Source organism: Variovorax sp. AC194, assembly GCF_979257995.1.
In genome coordinates this window covers 5,895,075-5,914,136 of record NZ_OZ409823.1, presented here as the reverse complement: position 1 = coordinate 5,914,136, position 19,062 = coordinate 5,895,075, and the positions used below count along the sequence as shown (strand labels likewise).

The 19,062-nt window shown below is 68.1% G+C and carries 19 protein-coding genes; 12 read left to right on the top strand and 7 right to left on the bottom strand.

Translation table 11 applies throughout. The features are described from left to right. Positions 1-21 precede the first annotated feature (21 nt). From ACZYRS_RS28030 to ACZYRS_RS28010, 5 genes are all read left to right on the top strand, one after another. Positions 22-1,134 (top strand): class I SAM-dependent methyltransferase, encoded by a 1,113-nt coding sequence (locus ACZYRS_RS28030; RefSeq protein WP_463421822.1) that lies wholly within the window; start codon positions 22-24, stop codon positions 1,132-1,134. Between the two features lie 123 nt (positions 1,135-1,257). Further along, complete coding sequence (locus tag ACZYRS_RS28025) at positions 1,258-2,148, top strand: TauD/TfdA dioxygenase family protein (protein ID WP_463421821.1); 891 nt, start codon at positions 1,258-1,260, stop codon at positions 2,146-2,148. Between the two features lie 26 nt (positions 2,149-2,174). Then, complete coding sequence (locus ACZYRS_RS28020) at positions 2,175-3,185, top strand: ABC transporter substrate-binding protein (protein WP_463421820.1); 1,011 nt, start codon at positions 2,175-2,177, stop codon at positions 3,183-3,185. 150 nt (positions 3,186-3,335) lie between these two features. Continuing rightward, positions 3,336-4,103, top strand: coding sequence for an ABC transporter ATP-binding protein (locus ACZYRS_RS28015; RefSeq protein WP_463422550.1), 768 nt, complete (start codon positions 3,336-3,338; stop codon positions 4,101-4,103). Then, a complete protein-coding gene (locus tag ACZYRS_RS28010) occupies positions 4,100-4,969 on the top strand; it encodes an ABC transporter permease (RefSeq protein WP_463421819.1) in 870 nt (289 codons plus the stop codon). Before ACZYRS_RS28015 ends, ACZYRS_RS28010 begins: the two co-directional genes overlap by 4 nt. 13 nt (positions 4,970-4,982) lie before the next feature. On the opposite strand, the gene ACZYRS_RS28005 is transcribed toward ACZYRS_RS28010, so the two are convergent. Next, positions 4,983-5,375 (bottom strand): DUF5329 family protein, encoded by a 393-nt coding sequence (locus ACZYRS_RS28005; RefSeq protein ID WP_198787974.1) that lies wholly within the window; start codon positions 5,373-5,375, stop codon positions 4,983-4,985. A 111-nt stretch (positions 5,376-5,486) separates the two neighbouring features. Between ACZYRS_RS28005 and hisN the strand changes: the two genes are divergently transcribed. Genes hisN through ACZYRS_RS27980 form a run of 5 tightly spaced genes read left to right on the top strand, consistent with a single transcriptional unit; the run spans position 5,487 to position 9,435 of the window. After that, a complete protein-coding gene (gene hisN / locus ACZYRS_RS28000; RefSeq protein WP_198787973.1) occupies positions 5,487-6,263 on the top strand; it encodes a histidinol-phosphatase in 777 nt (258 codons plus the stop codon). Positions 6,264-6,272: 9 nt separating this feature from the next. After that, positions 6,273-6,467, top strand: coding sequence for a DUF2905 domain-containing protein (locus ACZYRS_RS27995; protein WP_198787972.1), 195 nt, complete (start codon positions 6,273-6,275; stop codon positions 6,465-6,467). A 17-nt stretch (positions 6,468-6,484) separates the two neighbouring features. Continuing rightward, positions 6,485-7,411, top strand: a complete 927-nt coding sequence (locus ACZYRS_RS27990) for an ROK family protein (protein WP_198787971.1) — start codon at positions 6,485-6,487, stop codon at positions 7,409-7,411. A 30-nt stretch (positions 7,412-7,441) separates the two neighbouring features. Next, positions 7,442-8,989, top strand: coding sequence for a tetratricopeptide repeat protein (locus ACZYRS_RS27985; protein WP_463421818.1), 1,548 nt, complete (start codon positions 7,442-7,444; stop codon positions 8,987-8,989). Beyond that, positions 8,986-9,435 carry a DUF1877 family protein gene (locus ACZYRS_RS27980; protein ID WP_463421817.1) on the top strand — a complete coding sequence of 150 codons (450 nt, stop codon included), beginning with the start codon at positions 8,986-8,988 and terminating at the stop codon, positions 9,433-9,435. The genes ACZYRS_RS27985 and ACZYRS_RS27980 overlap by 4 nt, the downstream gene beginning before the upstream one ends. A 13-nt stretch (positions 9,436-9,448) precedes the next feature. On the opposite strand, the gene ACZYRS_RS27975 is transcribed toward ACZYRS_RS27980, so the two are convergent. Next, a complete protein-coding gene (locus tag ACZYRS_RS27975; RefSeq protein WP_463421816.1) occupies positions 9,449-10,909 on the bottom strand; it encodes an aminotransferase-like domain-containing protein in 1,461 nt (486 codons plus the stop codon). Positions 10,910-11,114: 205 nt separating this feature from the next. Here ACZYRS_RS27975 and ACZYRS_RS27970 point away from each other — a divergent pair, with 205 nt between their 5' ends. Beyond that, the gene (locus ACZYRS_RS27970) at positions 11,115-11,447 is read left to right on the top strand and encodes a hypothetical protein (protein ID WP_463421815.1); all 333 of its coding nucleotides are present in this window, start codon (positions 11,115-11,117) and stop codon (positions 11,445-11,447) included. Between the two features lie 274 nt (positions 11,448-11,721). Here the strand turns inward: ACZYRS_RS27970 and otsA are convergent, their stop codons facing one another. From otsA to ACZYRS_RS27950, 4 genes are all read right to left on the bottom strand, one after another. Beyond that, positions 11,722-13,107 (bottom strand): alpha,alpha-trehalose-phosphate synthase (UDP-forming), encoded by a 1,386-nt coding sequence (otsA, locus tag ACZYRS_RS27965; protein ID WP_463421814.1) that lies wholly within the window; start codon positions 13,105-13,107, stop codon positions 11,722-11,724. 108 nt (positions 13,108-13,215) lie between these two features. Next, entirely contained in the window at positions 13,216-15,138 is a 1,923-nt protein-coding gene (locus ACZYRS_RS27960) for a glycoside hydrolase family 15 protein (protein ID WP_198787965.1), read from the bottom strand. Beyond that, positions 15,135-15,980 carry a trehalose-phosphatase gene (gene otsB, locus ACZYRS_RS27955; RefSeq protein WP_463421813.1) on the bottom strand — a complete coding sequence of 282 codons (846 nt, stop codon included), beginning with the start codon at positions 15,978-15,980 and terminating at the stop codon, positions 15,135-15,137. The genes ACZYRS_RS27960 and otsB overlap by 4 nt, the downstream gene beginning before the upstream one ends. A gap of 146 nt (positions 15,981-16,126) precedes the next feature. Further along, positions 16,127-17,386 (bottom strand): multifunctional CCA addition/repair protein, encoded by a 1,260-nt coding sequence (locus ACZYRS_RS27950; RefSeq protein ID WP_463421812.1) that lies wholly within the window; start codon positions 17,384-17,386, stop codon positions 16,127-16,129. A gap of 233 nt (positions 17,387-17,619) precedes the next feature. Here ACZYRS_RS27950 and ACZYRS_RS27945 point away from each other — a divergent pair, with 233 nt between their 5' ends. Further along, complete coding sequence (locus tag ACZYRS_RS27945; RefSeq protein WP_463421811.1) at positions 17,620-18,345, top strand: OmpW/AlkL family protein; 726 nt, start codon at positions 17,620-17,622, stop codon at positions 18,343-18,345. Between the two features lie 28 nt (positions 18,346-18,373). On the opposite strand, the gene ACZYRS_RS27940 is transcribed toward ACZYRS_RS27945, so the two are convergent. After that, the gene (locus ACZYRS_RS27940; RefSeq protein WP_463421810.1) at positions 18,374-19,057 is read right to left on the bottom strand and encodes a glutathione S-transferase family protein; all 684 of its coding nucleotides are present in this window, start codon (positions 19,055-19,057) and stop codon (positions 18,374-18,376) included. Positions 19,058-19,062 lie beyond the last annotated feature (5 nt).

Below are 19,062 nucleotides of genomic sequence, written 5' to 3'. Positions count from 1 at the left end.
AGACAGAGGGAGAATGGGGGGGTGACGACCAAGACCCCGAACAGTTTACCCACCGCCCTGGACCACCTGATCGCCCGCTCCGTCGAGCGCGCGGGCGGCTGGATCGGCTTCGATCGCTTCATGGCGCTCGCCCTGTACGCGCCGGGCCTGGGCTACTACGCCAACACCTCGGCCAAGTTCGGCCACATGCCTTCATCGGGCAGCGACTTCGTGACCGCCCCCGAGCTCACGCCGATGTTCGGCCAGACGCTGGCGGCGCAGGTGGCCGAAGCGCTGGAGAAAACCGGCACCGACACCGTCTGGGAATTCGGCGCGGGTTCCGGCGCGCTGGCGGTGCAGTTGCTGCACGCGCTCGACGAGATGGGCCGCAGCGACGTGCGCTACCGCATCGTCGATCTCTCGGGCACCTTGCGCGAGCGCCAGCAGCAGGCGCTGGTGCGCTATGCGGACCGCGTCGAATGGCTCGGCGAGCTGCCCGAGAAGATGCAAGGCGTGGTGGTCGGCAACGAGGTGCTCGATGCGATGCCCGTGCAACTGCTGGCGCGCGTGAAAGGCCAGTGGTTCGAGCGCGGCGTGGTGCGCAATGCGGGCAACGACGGATGGACCTGGGCCGATCGCGCGACCGACCTGCGTCCGCCGGTCGATGTGCCCGGCGAGTACGACTACCTCACCGAAATCCACCCGCAGGCGCAGGCCTTCATCGCCACGCTGGCAGACCGGCTGGACAAGGGCGCGGCCTTTCTCATCGACTACGGCTTTCCCGAGAGCGAGTACTACCACCCGCAGCGGCACATGGGAACGGTGATGTGCCACCGGGCGCACCAGGCCGATGGCGATCCGCTGGCCGACGTGGGCTACAAGGACATCACCGCGCACGTGGATTTCACCGGGATCGCGCTGGCGGGGCAGGATGCGGGGCTCGAGGTGCTGGGGTACACGAGCCAGGCGCGGTTTCTGCTGAACTGCGGGTTGCTGTCGAAGATGGAGCAGGGGACGACTGCGGAGCGGGCGATGGCGGCGCGCCTCATCCATGAGCATGAGATGGGGGAGCTCTTCAAGGTGATTGGTTTCGCAGTCGGCGCGCCGTGGGACGCGATGGGGTTTGTTGAAGGGGATCGCAGCCATACGCTGTGAAGTTCTCTTTGCTGCTTCGTTGGCTTCCCCGACCCGGCTTTCGATTCAAAAACAAAAAACAAGTCATAAGCTAGCAACGAAGAGTTCGTTGGGAAACGAAAGGCCGGCCCCTACATTCCCGGCATGACTGCCGCTCTCTCCCACGAACCCGAGGCCGCCGCGCAGCACTTCGAAGTGCGCCCCTTCGCCGCCCCGGTCGGCGCCGAAATCGTCGGCCTCGATATCTCCAAGCCGATCAACGCCGAAGACTTCGCCCGCATCCACCGCGCTCATCTCGACCACCACGTCGTGGTGTTCCGCGACCAGCAGGTCACCCCCGCCGAGCACATCGATTTCAGCCGCCGTTTCGGCCCGCTCGAAATCCATGTGCTGCATCAGTTCCAGCTCCAGAACCACCCCGAGATCCTGATCGTCTCCAACATCAAGGAGAACGGCGAGCCCATCGGCCTGGGCGATGCGGGCGTCTACTGGCACTCCGACATCTCGTACAAGCCCAAGCCGAGCCTCGGCTCCCTGCTGCATGCGCAGGAACTGCCGAGCGAAGGCGGCGACACGCTTTTTGCCGACCAGCATCTCGCATGGGAATCGCTGCCGGCAGATCTGCAGCAACGCATCCTCCCCCTGAAGGCCGAGCACAGCTACCTCGCCAAGTACGACGAGCTGCGCGCGAAGAACCCGTGGCGGCCCAAGCTCTCGCAGGCGCAGATCGACCAGGTCGCGCCCGCCGTGCAGCCGGTGGTGCGCACGCATCCGGAGACCGGCCGCAAGGCGCTCTTCGTGAGCGAGCACTTCACGACGCGCATCGTCGGCCTGCCGCAGGACGAGAGCGATGCGCTGCTGGCCGAGCTGTTCGCGCACAGCGTGAAGCCCGAGTTCGTGTACCGCCACACCTGGGCGCCGCACGATCTGGTGTTCTGGGACAACCGCTCGCTGATGCACCTGGCCGCAGGCACGCCCGACCACCTGCGCCGGCGCCTGAACCGCACCACCATCGTGGGCGACACGCCTTTCTGATTTCTCTTTTTCCGGGACCGTTTCTCATGAACCGCTTCACACGCAAGGCCGCTGCATTGGCCGCCGGCCTCAGCCTTTTCGCGGGCAGCTTCGCCGCGCACGCCGAAGGGCAGATCCGCATCGCCGAGCAGTTCGGCATCGTCTACCTGCTGCTCAACGTCGCGCAGGAGCAGAAGCTCATCGAGAAGCACGCCAAGGCAGCGGGCGTCGATGCCAAGGTCGAATGGATCAAGCTCTCGGGCGGCTCGGCGGTGAACGATGCGCTGCTGTCCGGCAACATCGAGATCGCGGGCGCGGGCGTCGGTCCGCTGCTTACGCTGTGGGACCGCACCAAGGGCAAGCAGAACGTCAAGGGCGTGGCGTCGCTGGGCAACTTCCCGTACTACCTGGTGAGCAACAACCCGAACGTGAAGACGATCGCCGACTTCACCGAGAAGGACCGCATCGCGCTGCCCGCGGTGGGCGTGTCGGTGCAGTCGCGCGTGCTGCAGTTCGCCTCGGCCAAGCTCTGGGGCGACAAGGAGTTCAACCGGCTGGACAAGATCAGCGTGGCCATTCCGCACCCCGACGCGGCCGCGGCCATCATCAAGGGCGGCACCGAGATCACCGGCCACTTCGGCAATCCGCCGTTCCAGGAGCAGGAGCTGGCGGGCAATCCGAATGCGCACATCGTGCTCAATTCGTACCAGGTGCTCGGCGGTCCGGCCTCGGCCACGGTGCTCTATGCCACCGAGAAATTCCGCAACGAGAACCCCAAGACCTACAAGGCCTTCGTCGATGCGCTCGACGAGGCGGCGAAGTTCGTCACGGCCAACCCCGAGAAGGCCGCCGACATCTACCTGAAGGTGAGCAACGCCAAGCTTGATCGCGAGCTGCTTCTGAAGATCATCAAGAACCCCGAAGTGCAGTTCAAGACCACGCCGCAGAACACCTACGCGCTGGCGGAGTTCATGCACCGCGTGGGCGCGATCAAGAACAAGCCGGCGTCGGTGAAGGACTATTTCTTCGACGATGCGCAGAACGCTTCGGGGAACTGAGTGAGCAACGCGGCCGTCCTGGATTCGCGGGGTGGCTCCCTCTCGCATCGGGAGAGGGCGGGGGTGAGGGGCGAGCCTTCGGCATCGCCACCGGCCCTCGGCCCAACCCTCTCCCGCGAGCGGGAGAGGGGGCAAGACCAGGAAGCGCCGCTGCTCCAGGTCGACGGCGTGAGCCTCGAATACCGCACCCCCGAACGCGTCGTGCGCGCCACGCACCGCGTGAGCTTCGACGTGCACGCGGCCGATCGCTTCGTGTTGCTCGGCCCCTCGGGCTGCGGCAAGTCCACGCTGCTGAAGGCCGTGGGCGGGTTCATTTCCCCGGTCGAAGGCGAGATCCGCCTCGATGGCCAGCGCGTGACGCAGCCCGGCCCCGACCGCATCGTCGTGTTCCAGGAGTTCGACCAGCTGCCGCCGTGGAAGACCGTGAAGCAGAACGTCATGTTCCCGCTGCTCGCCTCCCGCACGCTCGGCAAGAAGGAAGCCGCCGAACGCGCGCTGCACTACCTGGACAAGGTGGGCCTGGCCAAGTTCGCCGACGTGCATCCGCACCAGCTCTCGGGCGGCATGAAGCAGCGCGTGGCCATCGCCCGCGCGCTGGCGATGCAGCCGCGCGTGCTCTTGATGGACGAGCCCTTCGCCGCGCTCGATGCGCTCACGCGCCGCAAGATGCAGCAGGAGCTGCTCGAGCTGTGGGACGAAGTGCGCTTCACGCTGCTCTTCGTCACGCATTCCATCGAAGAGGCGCTGGTGGTGGGCAACCGCGTGGCGCTGCTGTCGCCGCATCCGGGGCGCATGCGCGCGGAGGTCAACAGCCATGGCTTCACGCTCGCGAGCCTGGGCGGTGCGGAGTTTCAGGGTACGGCGCAGCGTATCCACGACATGCTGTTCGAGGAAGAACACGCGGAGGCGGCGGCATGAGCGCCGTCGTTCCGCCGATCCGCCCCGAGTACGAGCGCACGCTCGAGCCCTTCACCGAACTGGCCGTCGAGCGCACGCTGCCACTCGGCGTGCGCATCTGGTCGCAGGCCTGGTTGCGCAAGGGCCTGATCCTCGCCGTCATCGCCGTGCTCTGGGAGCTCGCGGCGCGCTGGCAGAACAACGACCTGCTGCTGCCCACCTTCACCGCCACCGCATCGGCGCTGTTCGAAGGGCTCGCGAGCGGCGAGCTGATCGAGAAGGTGCGCATCTCGCTGGCCGTGCTGCTGCAGGGGTACCTGGCCGGCGTGCTGCTGGCCTTCGCGCTCACCACGCTGGCGGTATCGACGCAGATCGGCCGCGATTTGCTGGACACGCTCACGTCGATGTTCAACCCGCTGCCCGCCATCGCGCTGCTGCCGCTCGCCTTGCTGTGGTTTGGCCTGGGCCGCGGGAGCCTGGTGTTCGTGCTGATCCATTCGGTGCTGTGGCCGCTCGCGCTCAACACCTACGCGGGCTTCCAGGGCGTGCCCGAGACGCTGCGCATGGCCGGGCGCAACTACGGGCTCAAGGGCCTGCGCTACGTGCTGCAGATTCTGGTGCCGGCCGCGCTGCCGTCGATTCTTTCGGGCTTGAAGATCGGCTGGGCCTTTGCGTGGCGCACGCTGATCGCGGCCGAGCTGGTGTTCGGCGCCTCCTCGGGCAAGGGCGGGCTGGGCTGGTACATCTTCCAGAACCGCAACGAGCTCTACACCGACCGCGTGTTCGCGGGTCTCGCGATGGTGGTGCTGATCGGCCTCCTGGTGGAAAGCCTGGGCTTCAAGACGCTGGAGCGGCTGACCGTGCGGCGCTGGGGCCAGCAGCGCTAGAGCGGCTGCTGGCTCAACCGCTCGATTTCTTCGCCTGCTGCCGCAGCGCGCGCAACTCGCTGTTGAGGAACTCGTTGGCGTCGCGCACCGCGCCGTTGTCGAGCTTCACCTTGTAGGCCTGCCCGGTCATCTCGGAGCGCGAGGCGCAGCGCTCGATGAAGTCTTCGGCCGTGGCCAGTTCCTTTTTGAAGTAGTCGTACTTCGCCTGCATGTGCTTGGCGGCATCGGCGGCGTTGTATTCGTTGCCGTTGCGCAGGAACACCATGGCGCTCATCCTGGAGACGCGCTGGATCAGCGTGTCGATCAGCTTTCCCTCGGCGTCGGAGGGCGTGGCCTGGGCCAGCGCGGCGAAGGCGCCAAGGAGCAGGGTGAGGAGCGCGGCGCGCAGGAATCTTAAGGAGGCCATTGGTTCTATCCCTGGCAATTTTCGCGCCATGCTAGGGCGACAGCCCTTGTCGTGTCAAACCCGCGTGGGCTCGGGTCTAATCGCAGTTTTGGCACGCGTTCACTCTCTCCCATGAGCTCTCCCACTCCCGATCTGTCATCGATTGCAGAGGCGCTGGCCGATGCGGCCGCCGCAAAGGCGCTGCACTATTTCCGCACGCCACTGGACATCATCACCAAGGCCGACGAGAGCCCCGTCACGCTGGCCGATCGCGCGGCGGAGACGGCGATGCGCGAGATCCTCGGCGCGCGCGTGCCGGCGGACGGCATCTACGGCGAGGAGCACGGCGCCGAGCGGCTGGACGCCGGACGCATCTGGGTGCTCGACCCGATCGACGGCACGCGCAGCTTCATCACCGGCTCGCCGCTCTGGGGCACGCTGATCGGCGTGCTGCAGGGCGAGCGCGTGGTGCTGGGCATGATCGACATGCCGGTGCTGAAAGAACGCTGGATCGGCCGGGCCGGCCAGGGCGCCACGCGCGACGGCCAGCCGGTGCGCGTGAGCAACTGCACCGAGGTGGCCAAGGCCCGCATCGTCACCACCTCGCCCGACATCTTCGCGCCGGCCGACTGGCAGGCCTTCGACCGGTTGAGCCGCCAGTGCGCGATGCGCCGCTTCGGTGGCGACTGCTACGGCTACGCCCAACTGGCCGGCGGCACCATCGACCTGGTGGTGGAAACCGGCCTGCAGCCCTACGATTACCTCGGCCCCGCCGGGCTGATCGAAGCTGCGGGCGGCGTCATCACCGATTGGCAGGGGCAGCCGCTGAACCTGAAGTCCGACGGCCGGGTCATCGCGGCCGCAACGCCCGAACTTCACCGACAAGCCATGGCGATCCTCGCGGCCTAGACTCTCCCCATGTTCCGCTGGCTGATCGTCGTCGTCCTTGCGCTGCTGCTCATGAGCGGGCTGACCGCCTGGCTGCGCCGCTTCGGCTTCGGACGGTTGCCCGGCGATTTCGAGTTTCGCGCCTTCGGCCGCGACTGGCAGTTGCCGATCGGGAGCACCGTGGTGCTCAGCATGATCGCGGCGCTGGTGGCGCGCCTCCTGTAGAGAAAAGACAAACCGCAATGAGAGCCTGCGTTGACATCGGCGGCACCAAGGTCGCCGTGAGCCTTTCCCCCTCGAGCGATGCGCCGCTGGTCGGCCGCCGCAGCGAGCCGACCGCCAAGACCGGCGACAACGACGCCGTGGCGGTGCAGATCATGCGGATGATCGACGAGGTCTGCGCCGAGCAGGGCGTCGATCCGGCCGCGATCGACCGCGTGGGCGTGTCGTCGACCGGGCCCTTCGAGTTGCGCGACGGCATGGTCGAACTGGCCACGCCCAACATCTGCGGCGGCATCGCCGGCCCGGCTCGCGGTCTGCCCAACCAGTGGATGACCGCGATCATCGAAGCCCCGTTGGCGCAGCGCTTCGGACAGGTGCGCGTCGAGAACGATGCGGTGGCCGGGCTCGAGGCGGAGCGCCACTGGGGCGCGCTCAAGGGATTCGATCACTGCGCCTATGCCACCTGGAGCACCGGCGTCGGCGTGGGCCTGTGCGTGGACGGCCGTGCGCTGCGCGGCAAGAACGGCAATGCGGGCCATGCGGGACACAGCTTCGTGGCCGACGATGCAAGCGGCGCCCTGTGCGGTTGCGGCAACCTGGGCGATGTCGAAGCGCTGGTCGCCGGCAATTCGATCTCGCGCCGCTTCGGCCAACCCGCTGCGGACCTGTTCTCGGCCGCCTCGGCCGGCGAGCCGCATGCGCTGGAAATCGTCGATGCGCTGTGCCGCGTGATGGGCCGCATGCTCTACAACATGATCATCACGCTGGACCTGCAGCGCATCAGCCTGGGCGGCAGCGTGTTCTGGCACCACCGCGATTTCCTGTTGCCCCGGCTGCAGGCGCAGATCGACGGCAAGCTGATGCCGCTCACCCGCGGCGTGCTGCTCGTGCCCGCGGGGCTCGGCGAGAAGGTCGGCGACTACGCCGCGCTGGCTTTGCTGGACTGAGCGGCCGCGCCGCAATACCCTCGGCGAACCATGCGCATCCCGACGCCCCGCCGCAAGCCGTTCGCCTACCTGCTGTTGCTGGTGGGCGGCTTCCTCGGGGCGCATCGGTTCTACCTGCGCAGCTACCTGGGCGCGGCGGCGCAACTGCTGCTGTGCCTCTTCGCAGCGACCGGGCTGCCGGGCGCGCGCGTCGGGCTGGCCCTGCTCCTGTCCTGGCTGCTGGTGGACATCTACTGGGTCTACGTCCAGCTCAAGCGGCAGGAAGCGCTCGACGCCGCCCGCCACCGGGCCGCCAAGGCCTACGACCTCCAGGCGCTCGGCCAGGCCGACGAGTTGCGCGAGCGCTTCGTCGCCGCCGCCGAAATGCACGACTGGGCCCGGGCCGTGGCGCTGGGCGAGCTGATCGTCGCCAACGCGCGCAAGGTCTTCAAGGGACCGCACCAGAACCTGGCGATGTCGCTGTGCATGCACGGCCAGGCCTGCTACCAGTTCAAGGCCTTCGACGAGGCCAAGGCCAGCCTTGAAGAAAGCCTCGCCATCGGCCGCCAGATCGGCATGCCGGCCGAGGACATGGAGATCGTCCGCAAGGCATTGGCCATGACCCTGGCCGGCATCGGCGAGCATGCCGCCGCGCGCCGGCGCCGTGCGCACCTGCCCGCGAACCTCCCCGCACACCTTTCCACGGACGGCCGCACCGGCGACGACACCGTGCTGCTGGGCCTGCTCGAAGACCAGGAGCGGCGCTACAAGGCGGCCTTCGAGCGGCGCGACCTCGCGCTCGCCGAGCGGCTCTGCGCCGAGGCCGTCCACACCAGCCGCCAGCTGTGCGGCGGGCTCGGCGAAGCCGTCGTGTTCCACCTCGTGAGCCATGCCGAGTTCTGCCGGCAGCTGCAATGGCACGACAAGGCCGTCTCCCTGCTGGACGAGAGCCTGGCCATCATCGATCAGCTGGGCCTGGACGACAGCTGGCGGCTCGGCCCGAGCAACACGCTCGCGCTGCTGCACGCCGGCGCGGGGCGCTCGGACGAGGCGGAGGTTCTCTACAAGAAGACCATTGCGATGGCCGTCGCGCTGAGCAAGGGCAACTCGACCGACGAAGTGGTGCGCGCCTTCAACAACCTCGCGTTTCTCTACGCCAACACCGACCAGGACCAGAAGGCCGAGCTCTGCTATGCGCGGGCCATGGTGCACCTGGACAAGCTCGCGTCGGAAGACAAAGGGGAGGGCGATGCCGACCTGCACGCCGACCTCCTGATCAACTTCGCCCAGCTGCACATGGCGCGCAACGAGTCCGAGCATGCCAAGCCCCTGTTCGAGCGCGCGCTGGCCATCCAGGAGCGCAGCTGCCGGGGCATTTCCACCAGCGCGGCGACCGCGCACAACGACCTGGGCCTGATCGCGCAGGACGAGGGGGACCTGCGCGAAGCGCTCAAGCACTTCAAGCGCACGCTGCTGCTCAACCAGATCTGCGCGCCGGACCACTTGGGCAACCTCGCGAATGCGCAGCGCAACATCGACAACGTGAGCCTCGCGCTGGCGGCGGTCGCGCGGGCCGCGCGGCTGGAGCCGAGCACGTGAGCATCGGGGGCGCGTTCTACGCCTTCGACCGCTACCGGCTGCGCGAACTGGTCATCGATCCGTCGAGCGTCTCGGGCTTTCTCTTCCACACCCCAGCGAACAAGGGCGGCCCGCACGCCACCCAGACGGTCGAGCAGGCCTGGGACGTGGTGCGTGTGCTGCTGCCCGAGGCGGTGGACGGCGAGCAGCTCGAAGGCACGGAAGGCCTGGGCTGCATCTACCTCACGGCCAGCCACGTCGAGCGCGTGGCCGCGCGGCTCGCGCGGCGTAGCGTGCCGGACGCTATGGCGCGCTTCACCGGCGAGCCGGCGCAGTTCGCCGAGCTCTACTGGGCGAAAGCCTGGCAAAGCGGCACCGAAGACCTCGCGGACTTCCTGGAAGGCGTGAAGCGTTTCTTCGCCGAGGCGGCCGCGCGGCGCGACGCCGTTGTCTTCTACATCGTCTAGGCAGGTTGGCAGGTCAGGCAGCTGGCGCGCGCGGCAGCTTGCGCGTGGCCGACACGATCTCGCCGAGCCGCTGCAGCCCCGCGTCCACCGCCTTCGAATACGGCCAGCCGCAGTTGATGCGCAGGTAGTTGTCGAAGCGCCCTGAGTTGGAGAACTGCGCGCCCGGCGACACCAGCATGTGCTCGCGCAACGCGGCCTCGAACACGGTGACCGACGAGCGCTGCTCGGGCAGCTCGACCCACAGCTGCAGGCCGCCGCGCGGCAGGTTCAGCCGCGTGCCCGGCGGAAAGTACTTCGCGATGGCGTCCGCCGTCTGGTCGCGCTGCACGTGCAGCCGGTCGCGCAGGCGCCGCAGGTGCCGGTCGTAGGCGCCGCTCGCGATGAATTCGCCCGCGGCGATCTGCGCCAGCGCCTCGTTGTTGCGCGTCTGCGCGTACTTGAGCATTTCCACCTGCGCGTGCCAGCGCCCGGCGGTGATCCAGCCCAGGCGCAGGCCCGGCGCGAGCACCTTGTGCAGCGAGGCGCAATAGATCACGTTGCCCGTGCGGTCCCACGACTTCACCGCGCGCAGCGGCACCTCGGTCTCCACCAGGTCGCTGTAGGTGTCGTCCTCGACCAGCGCGATGCCGTGGCTCTCGCACAGCTGCACGAGCCGCTGCTTGTGCGCATCGGGCATCACGCTGCCGATGGGGTTCTGCAGGTGCGGCACCACCACCACGGCCTTGATGTCGTCGTAGGTGTGGATGGCCAGGTCCAGCGCCTCGATGGAAATGCCGGTCTGCGGGCTGGTCGGAATCTCCAGCGCGCGCATGCCCAGGCTCTCGAGCACCTGCAGCAGGCCGTAGAAGGTGGGCGACTCCACGGCCACGGTGTCGCCGGGCTTGGCGACCGCGCGCAGCGCGAGGTTCAGCGCCTCGATGCAGCCGTTGGTGACCAGCACCTCGTCGGGCGACACCGTCATGCCCACGCGCAGGTTGCGCTGCGCCACGGCCTCGCGGAATTGCTCGTGGCCCTTCTGGGACGAGGCGGTGGTCAGCAACTCGGGCCGCTGGCGCAGCGCCCGCGTCATCGAATTGCGAAGGGCCTCGGCCGGGTACAGCTCGGGCGCGGCGCGCGCGATGGCGAAGTTGAGCTTCACGCCCGCGTGGCGTCCGCGCGCCATGAAGTTGGCCATGCGGGTGCGCATGCTGACGAACTGCGCGGGGTCCGGCGGCACGTCGGCCACGGGCTCCTCCATCGGCGCGATGGCCAGGCGCTGCGGCCGGCGCACGAAGTAGCCCGAGCGGTCGCGCGCCTCGACCCAGCCGTCGCTCTCCATCGCGCGGCACAGCTGCAGCGCGGTCGAGAGGCTGATGTCGTGCAGGCGCATGAGGCCGCGCAGCGAGGGCAGCTTGTCGCCCTGCTTGAGCGAGCCGGTGTGGATCGCGTCGACGTAGTGCGCTGCGAGTTGCCGGTAGAGCGGTAGCGAGTCCATGGCGTCGATGCTCCCCCAAACGGGCATCCGAAAACAGATGCAGTTGAACGGGAAAACGACCATAACAGATGGGCCGGCGCCTGGCTGTTCCGGTGCGAATAGCCGATGTTTGTGCCTGTTTTTTGAGCGCCGGAATTTCTACGATCTGGACTCGCCGAACCGCTTCTTCATCCGCTCGTTCACTCACTCACCTTCGAGGCCCGCCATGATCACCACCCTGTCCCAAGCACCCGACTCCATCGTCCTGGAGGCCGGCCAGTCCCTGCGCACCTGCGTCGACGCGGGCACCTGGCTGCAGGTGGCCGAAGGGCGCGTGCGGCTCGTGTCGCCGCCGGGCTGGTTCGGCGGCACGGTGTTCATGAGCGAGACGGCGCTCGATGAAGGCGACGTGCATCGCCTGACGCACGGCGGGTGGATCGAGGTGTCTGCGCTGACCCCTGCACACCTGCGGGTGCATGCGCCGAAGGTGTCGCCGGCTTCTGCTTATTCGGAGGCTCGCCCGGTGATGCGCTTCGTGCGGCTGCTCACTGGCTGGTAAGGGGCATTCAGGGCGGCGTGCGCAGGCCACCGGGTACTCCCCTCCGCGAATGTCCCCCGGCCTGCGGCCTCCTCCTTGATTTCGCTGCGGGGAGCACCCGATGCCCTGCGCACTTGGACGCGCTGCTGGTGTATCGCTGATCAACCAGTGCTCTGAAAGCGAGCGCGCCGATGGGGTGCCTTGCGCAGCGAAATCAAGGAGGAGGGCGAAGCCCGGGGGACATTCGCGGAGCAAGGTGCCCCGTCGGCGCGATCGCCGCCCCGAACAGCAAACCTCAGCGTTCGCTGGCCGCCTCGCGCAACGCGTCGAGGAAGGTCCGCCGCCACCAGTGGATGTCCTGCTCGCGGATGCGCGACAGCAATTTCTGGTGCCGCTCGCGCCGCTCTTCCAGCGGCATCTGAAGCGCCTGCTGCACGGTCTCGGCCGTGCCGTGCGTGTCGTACGGATTCACCAGCAGCGCCTCTTTCAACTGCTCCGCCGCGCCGGCAAAGCGCGATAGCACCAGCACACCCGGATCGGCCGGGTCCTGCGCCGCGATGTACTCCTTCGCGACGAGGTTCATGCCGTCGCGCAGCGGCGTGACCAGTCCGACCGCCGCAGCGCGGCACAGGCCCGGCACGCGCTTGCGCGCCACCATGCGGTGGATGTAGCGCACGGGCATCCAGTCGAGTTCGCCGTAGTCGCCGTTGATCGCGCCGCACAGCGATTCGAGCTCGCGCCGGATGTCGCCGTACGCATCGACCGTCTCGCGCGTGGGCGAGGCGATCTGGATCAGCGTGGCGCTGCGGCGGTTTTCGGGGTAGTTGGCGAGCAGCTCGCGGAACGCGCGCACGCGCTGCGGAATGCCCTTGGAGTAGTCGAGCCGGTCGATGCCCAGCAAGAGACGCCGGCTCGAATACTCGCGCTTCATGGTCTCGTACATGTCGCGCGATTCCTTGGCGTGCGTGAGCGCGGCGAATTCGTCGACATCGATGCCGATCGGAAATGCGCTGCAGCGCACCGTCTGCCCGTAGGCGCGGTACATCTCGTTGCCCAGGTACTCGCCGTGCGCTTCGTTGCGCACATAGTGCTCGAAGTGCTGCACGTCCTGCTGGGCCTGGAAGCCGATCAGGTCGTAGGAGAACAGCGAGCGCATCAGCCACTCGTGCTGCGGAATGGCCGCCACGATGATCTGCGGCGGCAGCGGAATGTGCAGGAAGAAGCCGATGCGCTGCCTGCAGCCCATCGCGCGCAGCTCGGCGGCCAGCGGCATCAGGTGGTAGTCGTGGATCCAGATGACGTCGTCGTCCTTGAGCATCGGCAGCAGCTTGCGTGCGAACAGCTGGTTCACGCGCCGGTAGCCGCCGATGAAGCCGGCCTCGAAGTGCGCCAGGTCCAGGCGGTTGTGGAACACCGGCCAGAGCACGTCGTTGCTGTAGCCCAGGTAGTAGCTGTCGTGGTCCTCGCGGCTCAGGTCGATGGTGGCGAGCGTGACCTTGCCGGCCTGCTGCTTGTGCAGTTCGCCCTCGCCCGTGGGGCCGTCCTCCACGATCTGCCCGCTCCAGCCGAACCAGAGGCCGCCACTTTGCTGCAGGCTCTCCCCCAGGGCGACGGCCAGGCCGCCGGCGGCGGGCTTGCGTGGGTCTGCCACGCGGTTGGAAACGACGACGAGGCGACTCATGGCGCCTCCTTGCGGCCGCCGCCGGGCCGCCCCAAGGCGGGCCGCGCCTCCCCCCGGGGGGTGGAGTTACAGGAGCGAAGCGAGTGAAAAGCCGGGGGGCTGTTGTTGTCATATGCAGGAATCCCAGGGGGCGGACAGACGCACAGCCGCATTGATGATGCCGACCATCGAATAGGTCTGCGGAAAATTGCCCCACATCTCGCCCGTGACCGGGTGGGTGTCTTCCGACAGCAGGCCCAGCGGATTGCGCGCGGCGAGCATGGTCTCGAAGATCTGGCGTGCCTCGGCCTTGCGGCCGATCTTGGCGAGTGCGTCGATGCGCCAGAAGGTGCAGATGTTGAAGGCGGTCTCGGGCTTGCCGAAATCGTCGGCCGCTTCGTAGCGGCGCATGTAGGGGCCGTCGCAGAGCGATTTTTCCATCGCATCGACGGTGGAGATGAAGCGCGGGTCGCGCGCGTCGATCAGGCCCACCTCGACCATGAGCAGGATGCTCGCATCGAGCTCGTGGCCGCCGAAGCTCTCGGCGAAGGCCTGGCGCTCTTCGCACCACGACTTGGCGAGGATCTCTTCCTTCATGCGCGCGGCGTGGCCGTGCCAGTAGGCGGCGCGCTCGGGCAACTCCAGGGTGCGCGCGATCTTGGAGAGCCGGTCGCAGGCGGCCCAGCTCATCAGCGCCGAGCTGGTGTGCACGCGTGCGCGCGTGCGCAGCTCCCACATGCCGGCATCGGGCGTGCCGTAGACGCGCACCGCCTGTTCGCCGACCGCCTCCAGGTGCGGAAACTCCGCCACCCCCGCGCGGGCGAGCAGCCGGTGGTCGTGAAAGGCCTGCGCCGCGCCGAGCACGATGTTGCCGTACACGTCGTGCTGGAAATGCTCCTGCGCCTGGTTGCCCACGCGCACCGGGCCCATGCCGCGGTAACCGGGCAGGCCCTCGACGAACGACTCGGGCAGCTCCCGCTCCAGCCCGATGCCGTAGAGCGGCTGGATGTGCTCGCCGTGCGAGCCGATCACCACGTTGCCCAGCCAGCGCAGGTAGTCCTCCATCGTGCCCACTTCGCTCAGCGAATTGAGCGCGCGCACCACGAAGAAGGCATCGCGCAGCCAGCAGTAGCGGTAGTCCCAGTTGCGCTGGCTGCCCGGCGCCTCGGGGATGCTGGTGGTCATGGCCGCGACGATGGCGCCCGTGTCCTCGTACAGCGAGAGCTTGAGCGTGATGGCCGCGCGGATCACCGCGTCCTGGTACTCGAAGGGGATCGCCAGGCGCTTGCTCCAGGTGCGCCAATAGGCGATGGTTTCCTGCTCGAACTTGCGCGCGGTGTCGGCGATGCCGTCCAGCAGCGTTTCGTCCACGCCGAACATGAAGTTGTACTCGCGCGAGATCACGAAGGGCTGGCGCGCGAGGATGTGCGAGATCGATGCGTCGGTGTTCAGGCGCAGCGTCACGTCGGGGCCGACGTAGCGGATGTGGTTGCTGCCGCGCGTGACCTCGATGGGTTCCGAAGCACCCCACTGGAAGCGCGGATCGAGCGACACGCGGATGCGCGGCGCGCCCGCGATCGGCCGCACGCGGCGCACCATCATGAGCGGGCGAAAGTAGCGCGAGCGGCTGTAGAAGCGCGGCGCGAAATCGGTGATCTCGATGCCCTGGCCGGCGCTGTCGAAGAGCTGGGTGCGCAGCACGGCCGTGTTCGGCTCGTACCACTGCTTGGCCTCGGCGAAGTCCTCGATGTCGATGCTCCAAGCGCCCGCGCCGTCGCCGGGATGCAGCAGCGCGTTGAACACCGGATCGCCGTCGAAGCGCGGCAGGCAGCACCAGACCGCGCGGCCGCGCGCATCGATGAGCGCGCTGTAGGCGCAGTTGCCGATCACGCCGACGTTGAGCGACGGCTCGGCCGGCGGCGCGAAGCCGCGCGGGCCGGGTGCGGCGGCGGCCTTCACGTCGACCGGCGCGCGGTCGTCGGGACCGGCGGCGTCGGCCAGCGCCTCGCCGGCGCGGTCCTCGGGCGCCTTCGACAATTGTTCTTCGCTCATCCGGGGCTCCTGGGGTCTTCGGTTTTCTGTTCGGTGTTTTCTTCGACCCTGGAGTCAGGCGGCGGGGGCGGCGTCGGCGGCGCGGGTGGCGCCACGAGCATGTCGCGCGCCTGCACCAGCCACTCGTACACCGCGCGCGGCGATTCGAGCCGGTGCAGCGCCAGACTCGGCCCCGAGCCGACCTTGATCGCGATGCCGCCGCGCGGCTGCACGACCGCGAAGCCGCTCTCGTCGGTGGTGTCGTCGCCCGCGAAGACTGGCACGCGGCCCGCGAAGGGCGCCTCGGTCATGAAGGCGTCGATGGCGATGCCCTTGTTGACGCCCGCGGGCTTCACTTCGAAGACGAACTTGCCGTGCATCAGCTCGAGCGCCGGGCGGCCCTCGATGGCGCGCGACATCGCATCGCGGCACACCGCCTCCAGCTGCGGCGCGAGCCGGTAGTGCAGGGCGATGGCGGCGTGCTTGCGCTCCACCAGCAGGCCTTCGTGCACGCGCGCGAGTTCGTTGGCGATGTCCAGGATGGGCACGAGATCGGGCGCGTGCTGCTCCTGCATGTGGCCCTTGGCATCGCGACGCTGCACGCCGTGCTCGCCGGCCGCGGGCAGCCGCAGCGGCGCGAGGAAGCGGTCGATCGAGTCGATCTGGCGGCCCGACACCACGGCCAGCGCGCCGCCCAGCTGGTCGCGCAGGTCGCTCAGGAGAGCGACGAGCGCGGGGGGAATCTCGATGGCCTCGGGGGTGGGCGCAAGGCCGACCAGCGTGCCGTCGAAGTCGAGGAAAAGGGCGGCGTTCCGGCCCAGCGGAGGGGGCAACTGCACGTTGCTGTCGGAGGACTTTGGCATTGGGAAAAACCATAACACGGGCGTCCGCCGCCGCGTGTCGGCCAAAACCGGAAGCGCGCGGACGCTCCTCCGGTGCGGTGCTTCATCAAAAGGCCATGCACCGCGCGGGGCAGGGCAGCGCCTTTCGCCTCTTCCCGTCGCCTTGTTCAGGCCATCGACGCGGCGACCGCGTCGATGCGCGCGCGGTGGATCGCTTCGCCGATGCGCGGACCGGTGGCGCCGGACTGCTGTGCCTTGCGCGCGACCACGTCGGTGGGCACGGCCGCGGCGGTGGCCAGCACGGCGAGCAGGCGCTCGCGCTGCGGATAGGGCCTGTCCTCGAAACCGAGCCGGCCGCGCGCATCGCATTCGCAGGCCAGCAGCACCTCGGCAAAACGCGCGGGCTTCCTGAAGGCGTCGCAGCGCTCCAGGAGGCGCACCAGCGGCGCCGCATCGAGCTCGCCGCTGCGGTGCACGTTGCCGTGCTCGCGCGCGACCACCTCGGCCAGCTCGCGGATCTCGACCGGCACGCGCCAGCGGTCGCACACCGCGTGCAGCAACTCGACGCTGCGCTTTTCGTGGCCGATGTGGCGCGGCAGCACGTCGGCGGGCGTGGTGCCCTTGCCCAGGTCGTGCATCAGGCAGGCGAAGCGCACCGGCAAGGTGGCCGCAAGCCGCGCGCTGGTGTCGATGACCATCATCAGGTGCACGCCGGTGTCGATCTCGGGGTGGTGCGCCTCGGGCTGCGGCACGCCCCAGAGGCGGTCGACTTCGGGCAACAGCACGGCGAGGGCGCCGCATTCGCGCAGCACCTCGAACATGCGCGAGGGGCGCGTTTCCGCGAGGCCGCGCGCGAGTTCCTGCCAGACGCGCTCGGGCACCAGCGCATCGGCCTCGCCGGCGTGGACCATCTCGCGCATCAGTTGCATGGTTTCGGGCGCGACCGAGAAATCGTCGAAGCGCGCGGCGAAGCGTGCCACCCGCAGGATGCGCACCGGGTCTTCGCGGAAGGCGTCGGTCACGTGGCGCAGCAGCCGGGCCTTGAGGTCGCGCTGGCCGTGGAAGGGGTCTGCCAGCTTTTCGGCATCAGGTTCGAACTGGCCGTCGGCACCCACCAGTTCCGCGGGCAGCGCGATGGCGTTGATGGTGAGGTCGCGCCGGGCGAGGTCCTCGTCCAGCGTCACGTCGGGCGCGGTGTGGATGGTGAAGCCGCGGTAGCCGGGGGCGCTCTTGCGCTCGGTGCGGGCGAGGGCGTACTCCTCGCGCGTCTTCGGATGCAGGAACACCGGAAAGTCGCGCCCTACGGGCAGGTAGCCGCGGCGGGTCATGTCTTCGGGCGTGGCGCCGACCACCAGCCAGTCGTGGTCCGAGACCGGTCGCCCGAGCAGCCGGTCGCGGACGGCGCCGCCGACGAGAAAGATTTTCATGGCCGCAGTGTAGGGATGCAAGAGAGATGGGGCGATCGCGAATGAGCCAGGAATTAGCCCGGAATTAGCGCGGGATGCGGGATAGGGATACCCCGCACCCACTAAATAGAACGAGCGTTCGATAATTCGAATTGCAAACAGAACGAACGTTCGTTTATTTGCTCGAATGCAGCGCCCGCCACGGGCCGGCACTGCATTGGCGGGGATTTTTCAACCAAAGGAGCATTCACATCATGAAGAAAACAATGTTTGCGCTGGCGGCTCTGGGTGCCTTGGCGTCCGGCAGTGCGTTTGCGCAAAACGCCGGCGACTGGGTCGCGGGGGCAGGCTGGTTCCACCTGGCGCCTCAGGACTCGAGCAAGCCGCTCACAGTCACGGCGCCGGTGCAGAGCGTGCTCCAGGGTTCGGGCGCCAGCATCAAGGATTCGGACACGCTCGGCCTGAGCCTGGCCTACTTCCTGGACAGCCACTGGGCCGTGGAAGGCGTGCTGGGCGTTCCGCCGAAGTTCAAGCTCGAGGGCACCGGCACGCTGGCCCGCGTGGGGGAACTGGGCGAAGCCCGCCAGTGGAGCCCCACGGTGCTGGTCAAGTACAACTTCAACGAAGGCAACGACGCCTTCCGTCCGTTCGTCGGCTTGGGCGCCACCTACGTCTGGTACAGCGACGTGAAGCTGACCTCGAACCTGCAGGGCGCGCTGGCCAGCCAGTTCCGCCAGTCGCCGTACTCGGTGAACACCACCGCCAAGCTCGACAGCTCGTTCGCGCCCGTGCTCAATGCCGGTGTCTCGTACCAGTTCGACAAGCACTGGGGCATCTCGTTCTCGGTCTCGTACATCCCGCTGAAGACCAAGGCCAAGCTGACGACGACCTCGATCACCGGCCTGCCGGTCGCTCGCAGCGAAGCGAGCCTGAAGCTCAACCCGATCGTCACCTTCCTGTCGGCAACCTACCGGTTCTGACCGGCCCCCGGCACCTGCTCCGAAAGCCTTACCGCCCCGTGCGGTAGGGCTCTTCGAACTGCAGGAAATCCTTCTCCGCCAGCGCTTCGTCGATCCAGGCCTTCACGCCCGGCAGCGCCTGCACGCGTTCGATGTAGGCCGAGATGGCCGGCGGCACCGGCAACCCGTAGGTCTTCAGGCGCGTGCCGATGGGCGCGAAGTACGCATCGGCGATGGTGAATTCACCGAACAGCAGCGGGCCGCCATGGGTGCCGAGCAGGTCGCTCCACATCTGGACGATGCGGTCCAGGTCGCTGCGCACGGCGGGCTCATCCTCGAGCAGCTTCGCGCCGACTTCCGGCAGCGACGCCTCGATGTTCATGCCGCAGTGCCCGCGCAGGCCCCCGAAACCCGAATGCATCTCGGCGCAGATGCTGCGCGCGCGCGCCCGGTCGGCCGCGGCCTTGGGCCACAGCTGCTTCTCGGGAAAGGTCTCGGCCAGGTATTCGGCGATGGCCAGCGTGTCCCAGACCACCAGGTCGCCATCGACCAGCACCGGCACCTTGGCCACGGGGTTGAGCGGCGCGATGGTGTGCTTGAACTGCGACTCCGCCTCGAACGAATCGAAGCGCACCATCACTTCGTCGAAGGCGATGCCGGCCTGCTTCATGAGCACCCAGGGGCGCATGGACCACGACGAGTAGTTCTTGTTGCCGATGTAGAGCTTGCGCATGGGGG

What these genes read in the sequence shown, in the direction of transcription:
- ACZYRS_RS28025 (WP_463421821.1), top strand. Translation starts at nt 1,258, where the DNA reads ATGACTGCCGCTCTCTCCCACGAACCCGAGGCCGCCGCGCAGCACTTC.
- ACZYRS_RS28020 (WP_463421820.1), top strand. Translation starts at nt 2,175, where the DNA reads ATGAACCGCTTCACACGCAAGGCCGCTGCATTGGCCGCCGGCCTCAGC.
- ACZYRS_RS28010 (WP_463421819.1), top strand. Translation starts at nt 4,100, where the DNA reads ATGAGCGCCGTCGTTCCGCCGATCCGCCCCGAGTACGAGCGCACGCTC.
- ACZYRS_RS28005 (WP_198787974.1), bottom strand. Translation starts at nt 5,375, where the DNA reads ATGGCCTCCTTAAGATTCCTGCGCGCCGCGCTCCTCACCCTGCTCCTT.
- hisN (WP_198787973.1), top strand. Translation starts at nt 5,487, where the DNA reads ATGAGCTCTCCCACTCCCGATCTGTCATCGATTGCAGAGGCGCTGGCC.
- ACZYRS_RS27995 (WP_198787972.1), top strand. Translation starts at nt 6,273, where the DNA reads ATGTTCCGCTGGCTGATCGTCGTCGTCCTTGCGCTGCTGCTCATGAGC.
- ACZYRS_RS27990 (WP_198787971.1), top strand. Translation starts at nt 6,485, where the DNA reads ATGAGAGCCTGCGTTGACATCGGCGGCACCAAGGTCGCCGTGAGCCTT.
- ACZYRS_RS27985 (WP_463421818.1), top strand. Translation starts at nt 7,442, where the DNA reads ATGCGCATCCCGACGCCCCGCCGCAAGCCGTTCGCCTACCTGCTGTTG.
- ACZYRS_RS27975 (WP_463421816.1), bottom strand. Translation starts at nt 10,909, where the DNA reads ATGGACTCGCTACCGCTCTACCGGCAACTCGCAGCGCACTACGTCGAC.
- ACZYRS_RS27970 (WP_463421815.1), top strand. Translation starts at nt 11,115, where the DNA reads ATGATCACCACCCTGTCCCAAGCACCCGACTCCATCGTCCTGGAGGCC.
- otsA (WP_463421814.1), bottom strand. Translation starts at nt 13,107, where the DNA reads ATGAGTCGCCTCGTCGTCGTTTCCAACCGCGTGGCAGACCCACGCAAG.
- ACZYRS_RS27960 (WP_198787965.1), bottom strand. Translation starts at nt 15,138, where the DNA reads ATGAGCGAAGAACAATTGTCGAAGGCGCCCGAGGACCGCGCCGGCGAG.
- otsB (WP_463421813.1), bottom strand. Translation starts at nt 15,980, where the DNA reads ATGCCAAAGTCCTCCGACAGCAACGTGCAGTTGCCCCCTCCGCTGGGC.
- ACZYRS_RS27950 (WP_463421812.1), bottom strand. Translation starts at nt 17,386, where the DNA reads ATGAAAATCTTTCTCGTCGGCGGCGCCGTCCGCGACCGGCTGCTCGGG.
- ACZYRS_RS27945 (WP_463421811.1), top strand. Translation starts at nt 17,620, where the DNA reads ATGAAGAAAACAATGTTTGCGCTGGCGGCTCTGGGTGCCTTGGCGTCC.
- ACZYRS_RS27940 (WP_463421810.1), bottom strand. Translation starts at nt 19,057, where the DNA reads ATGCGCAAGCTCTACATCGGCAACAAGAACTACTCGTCGTGGTCCATG.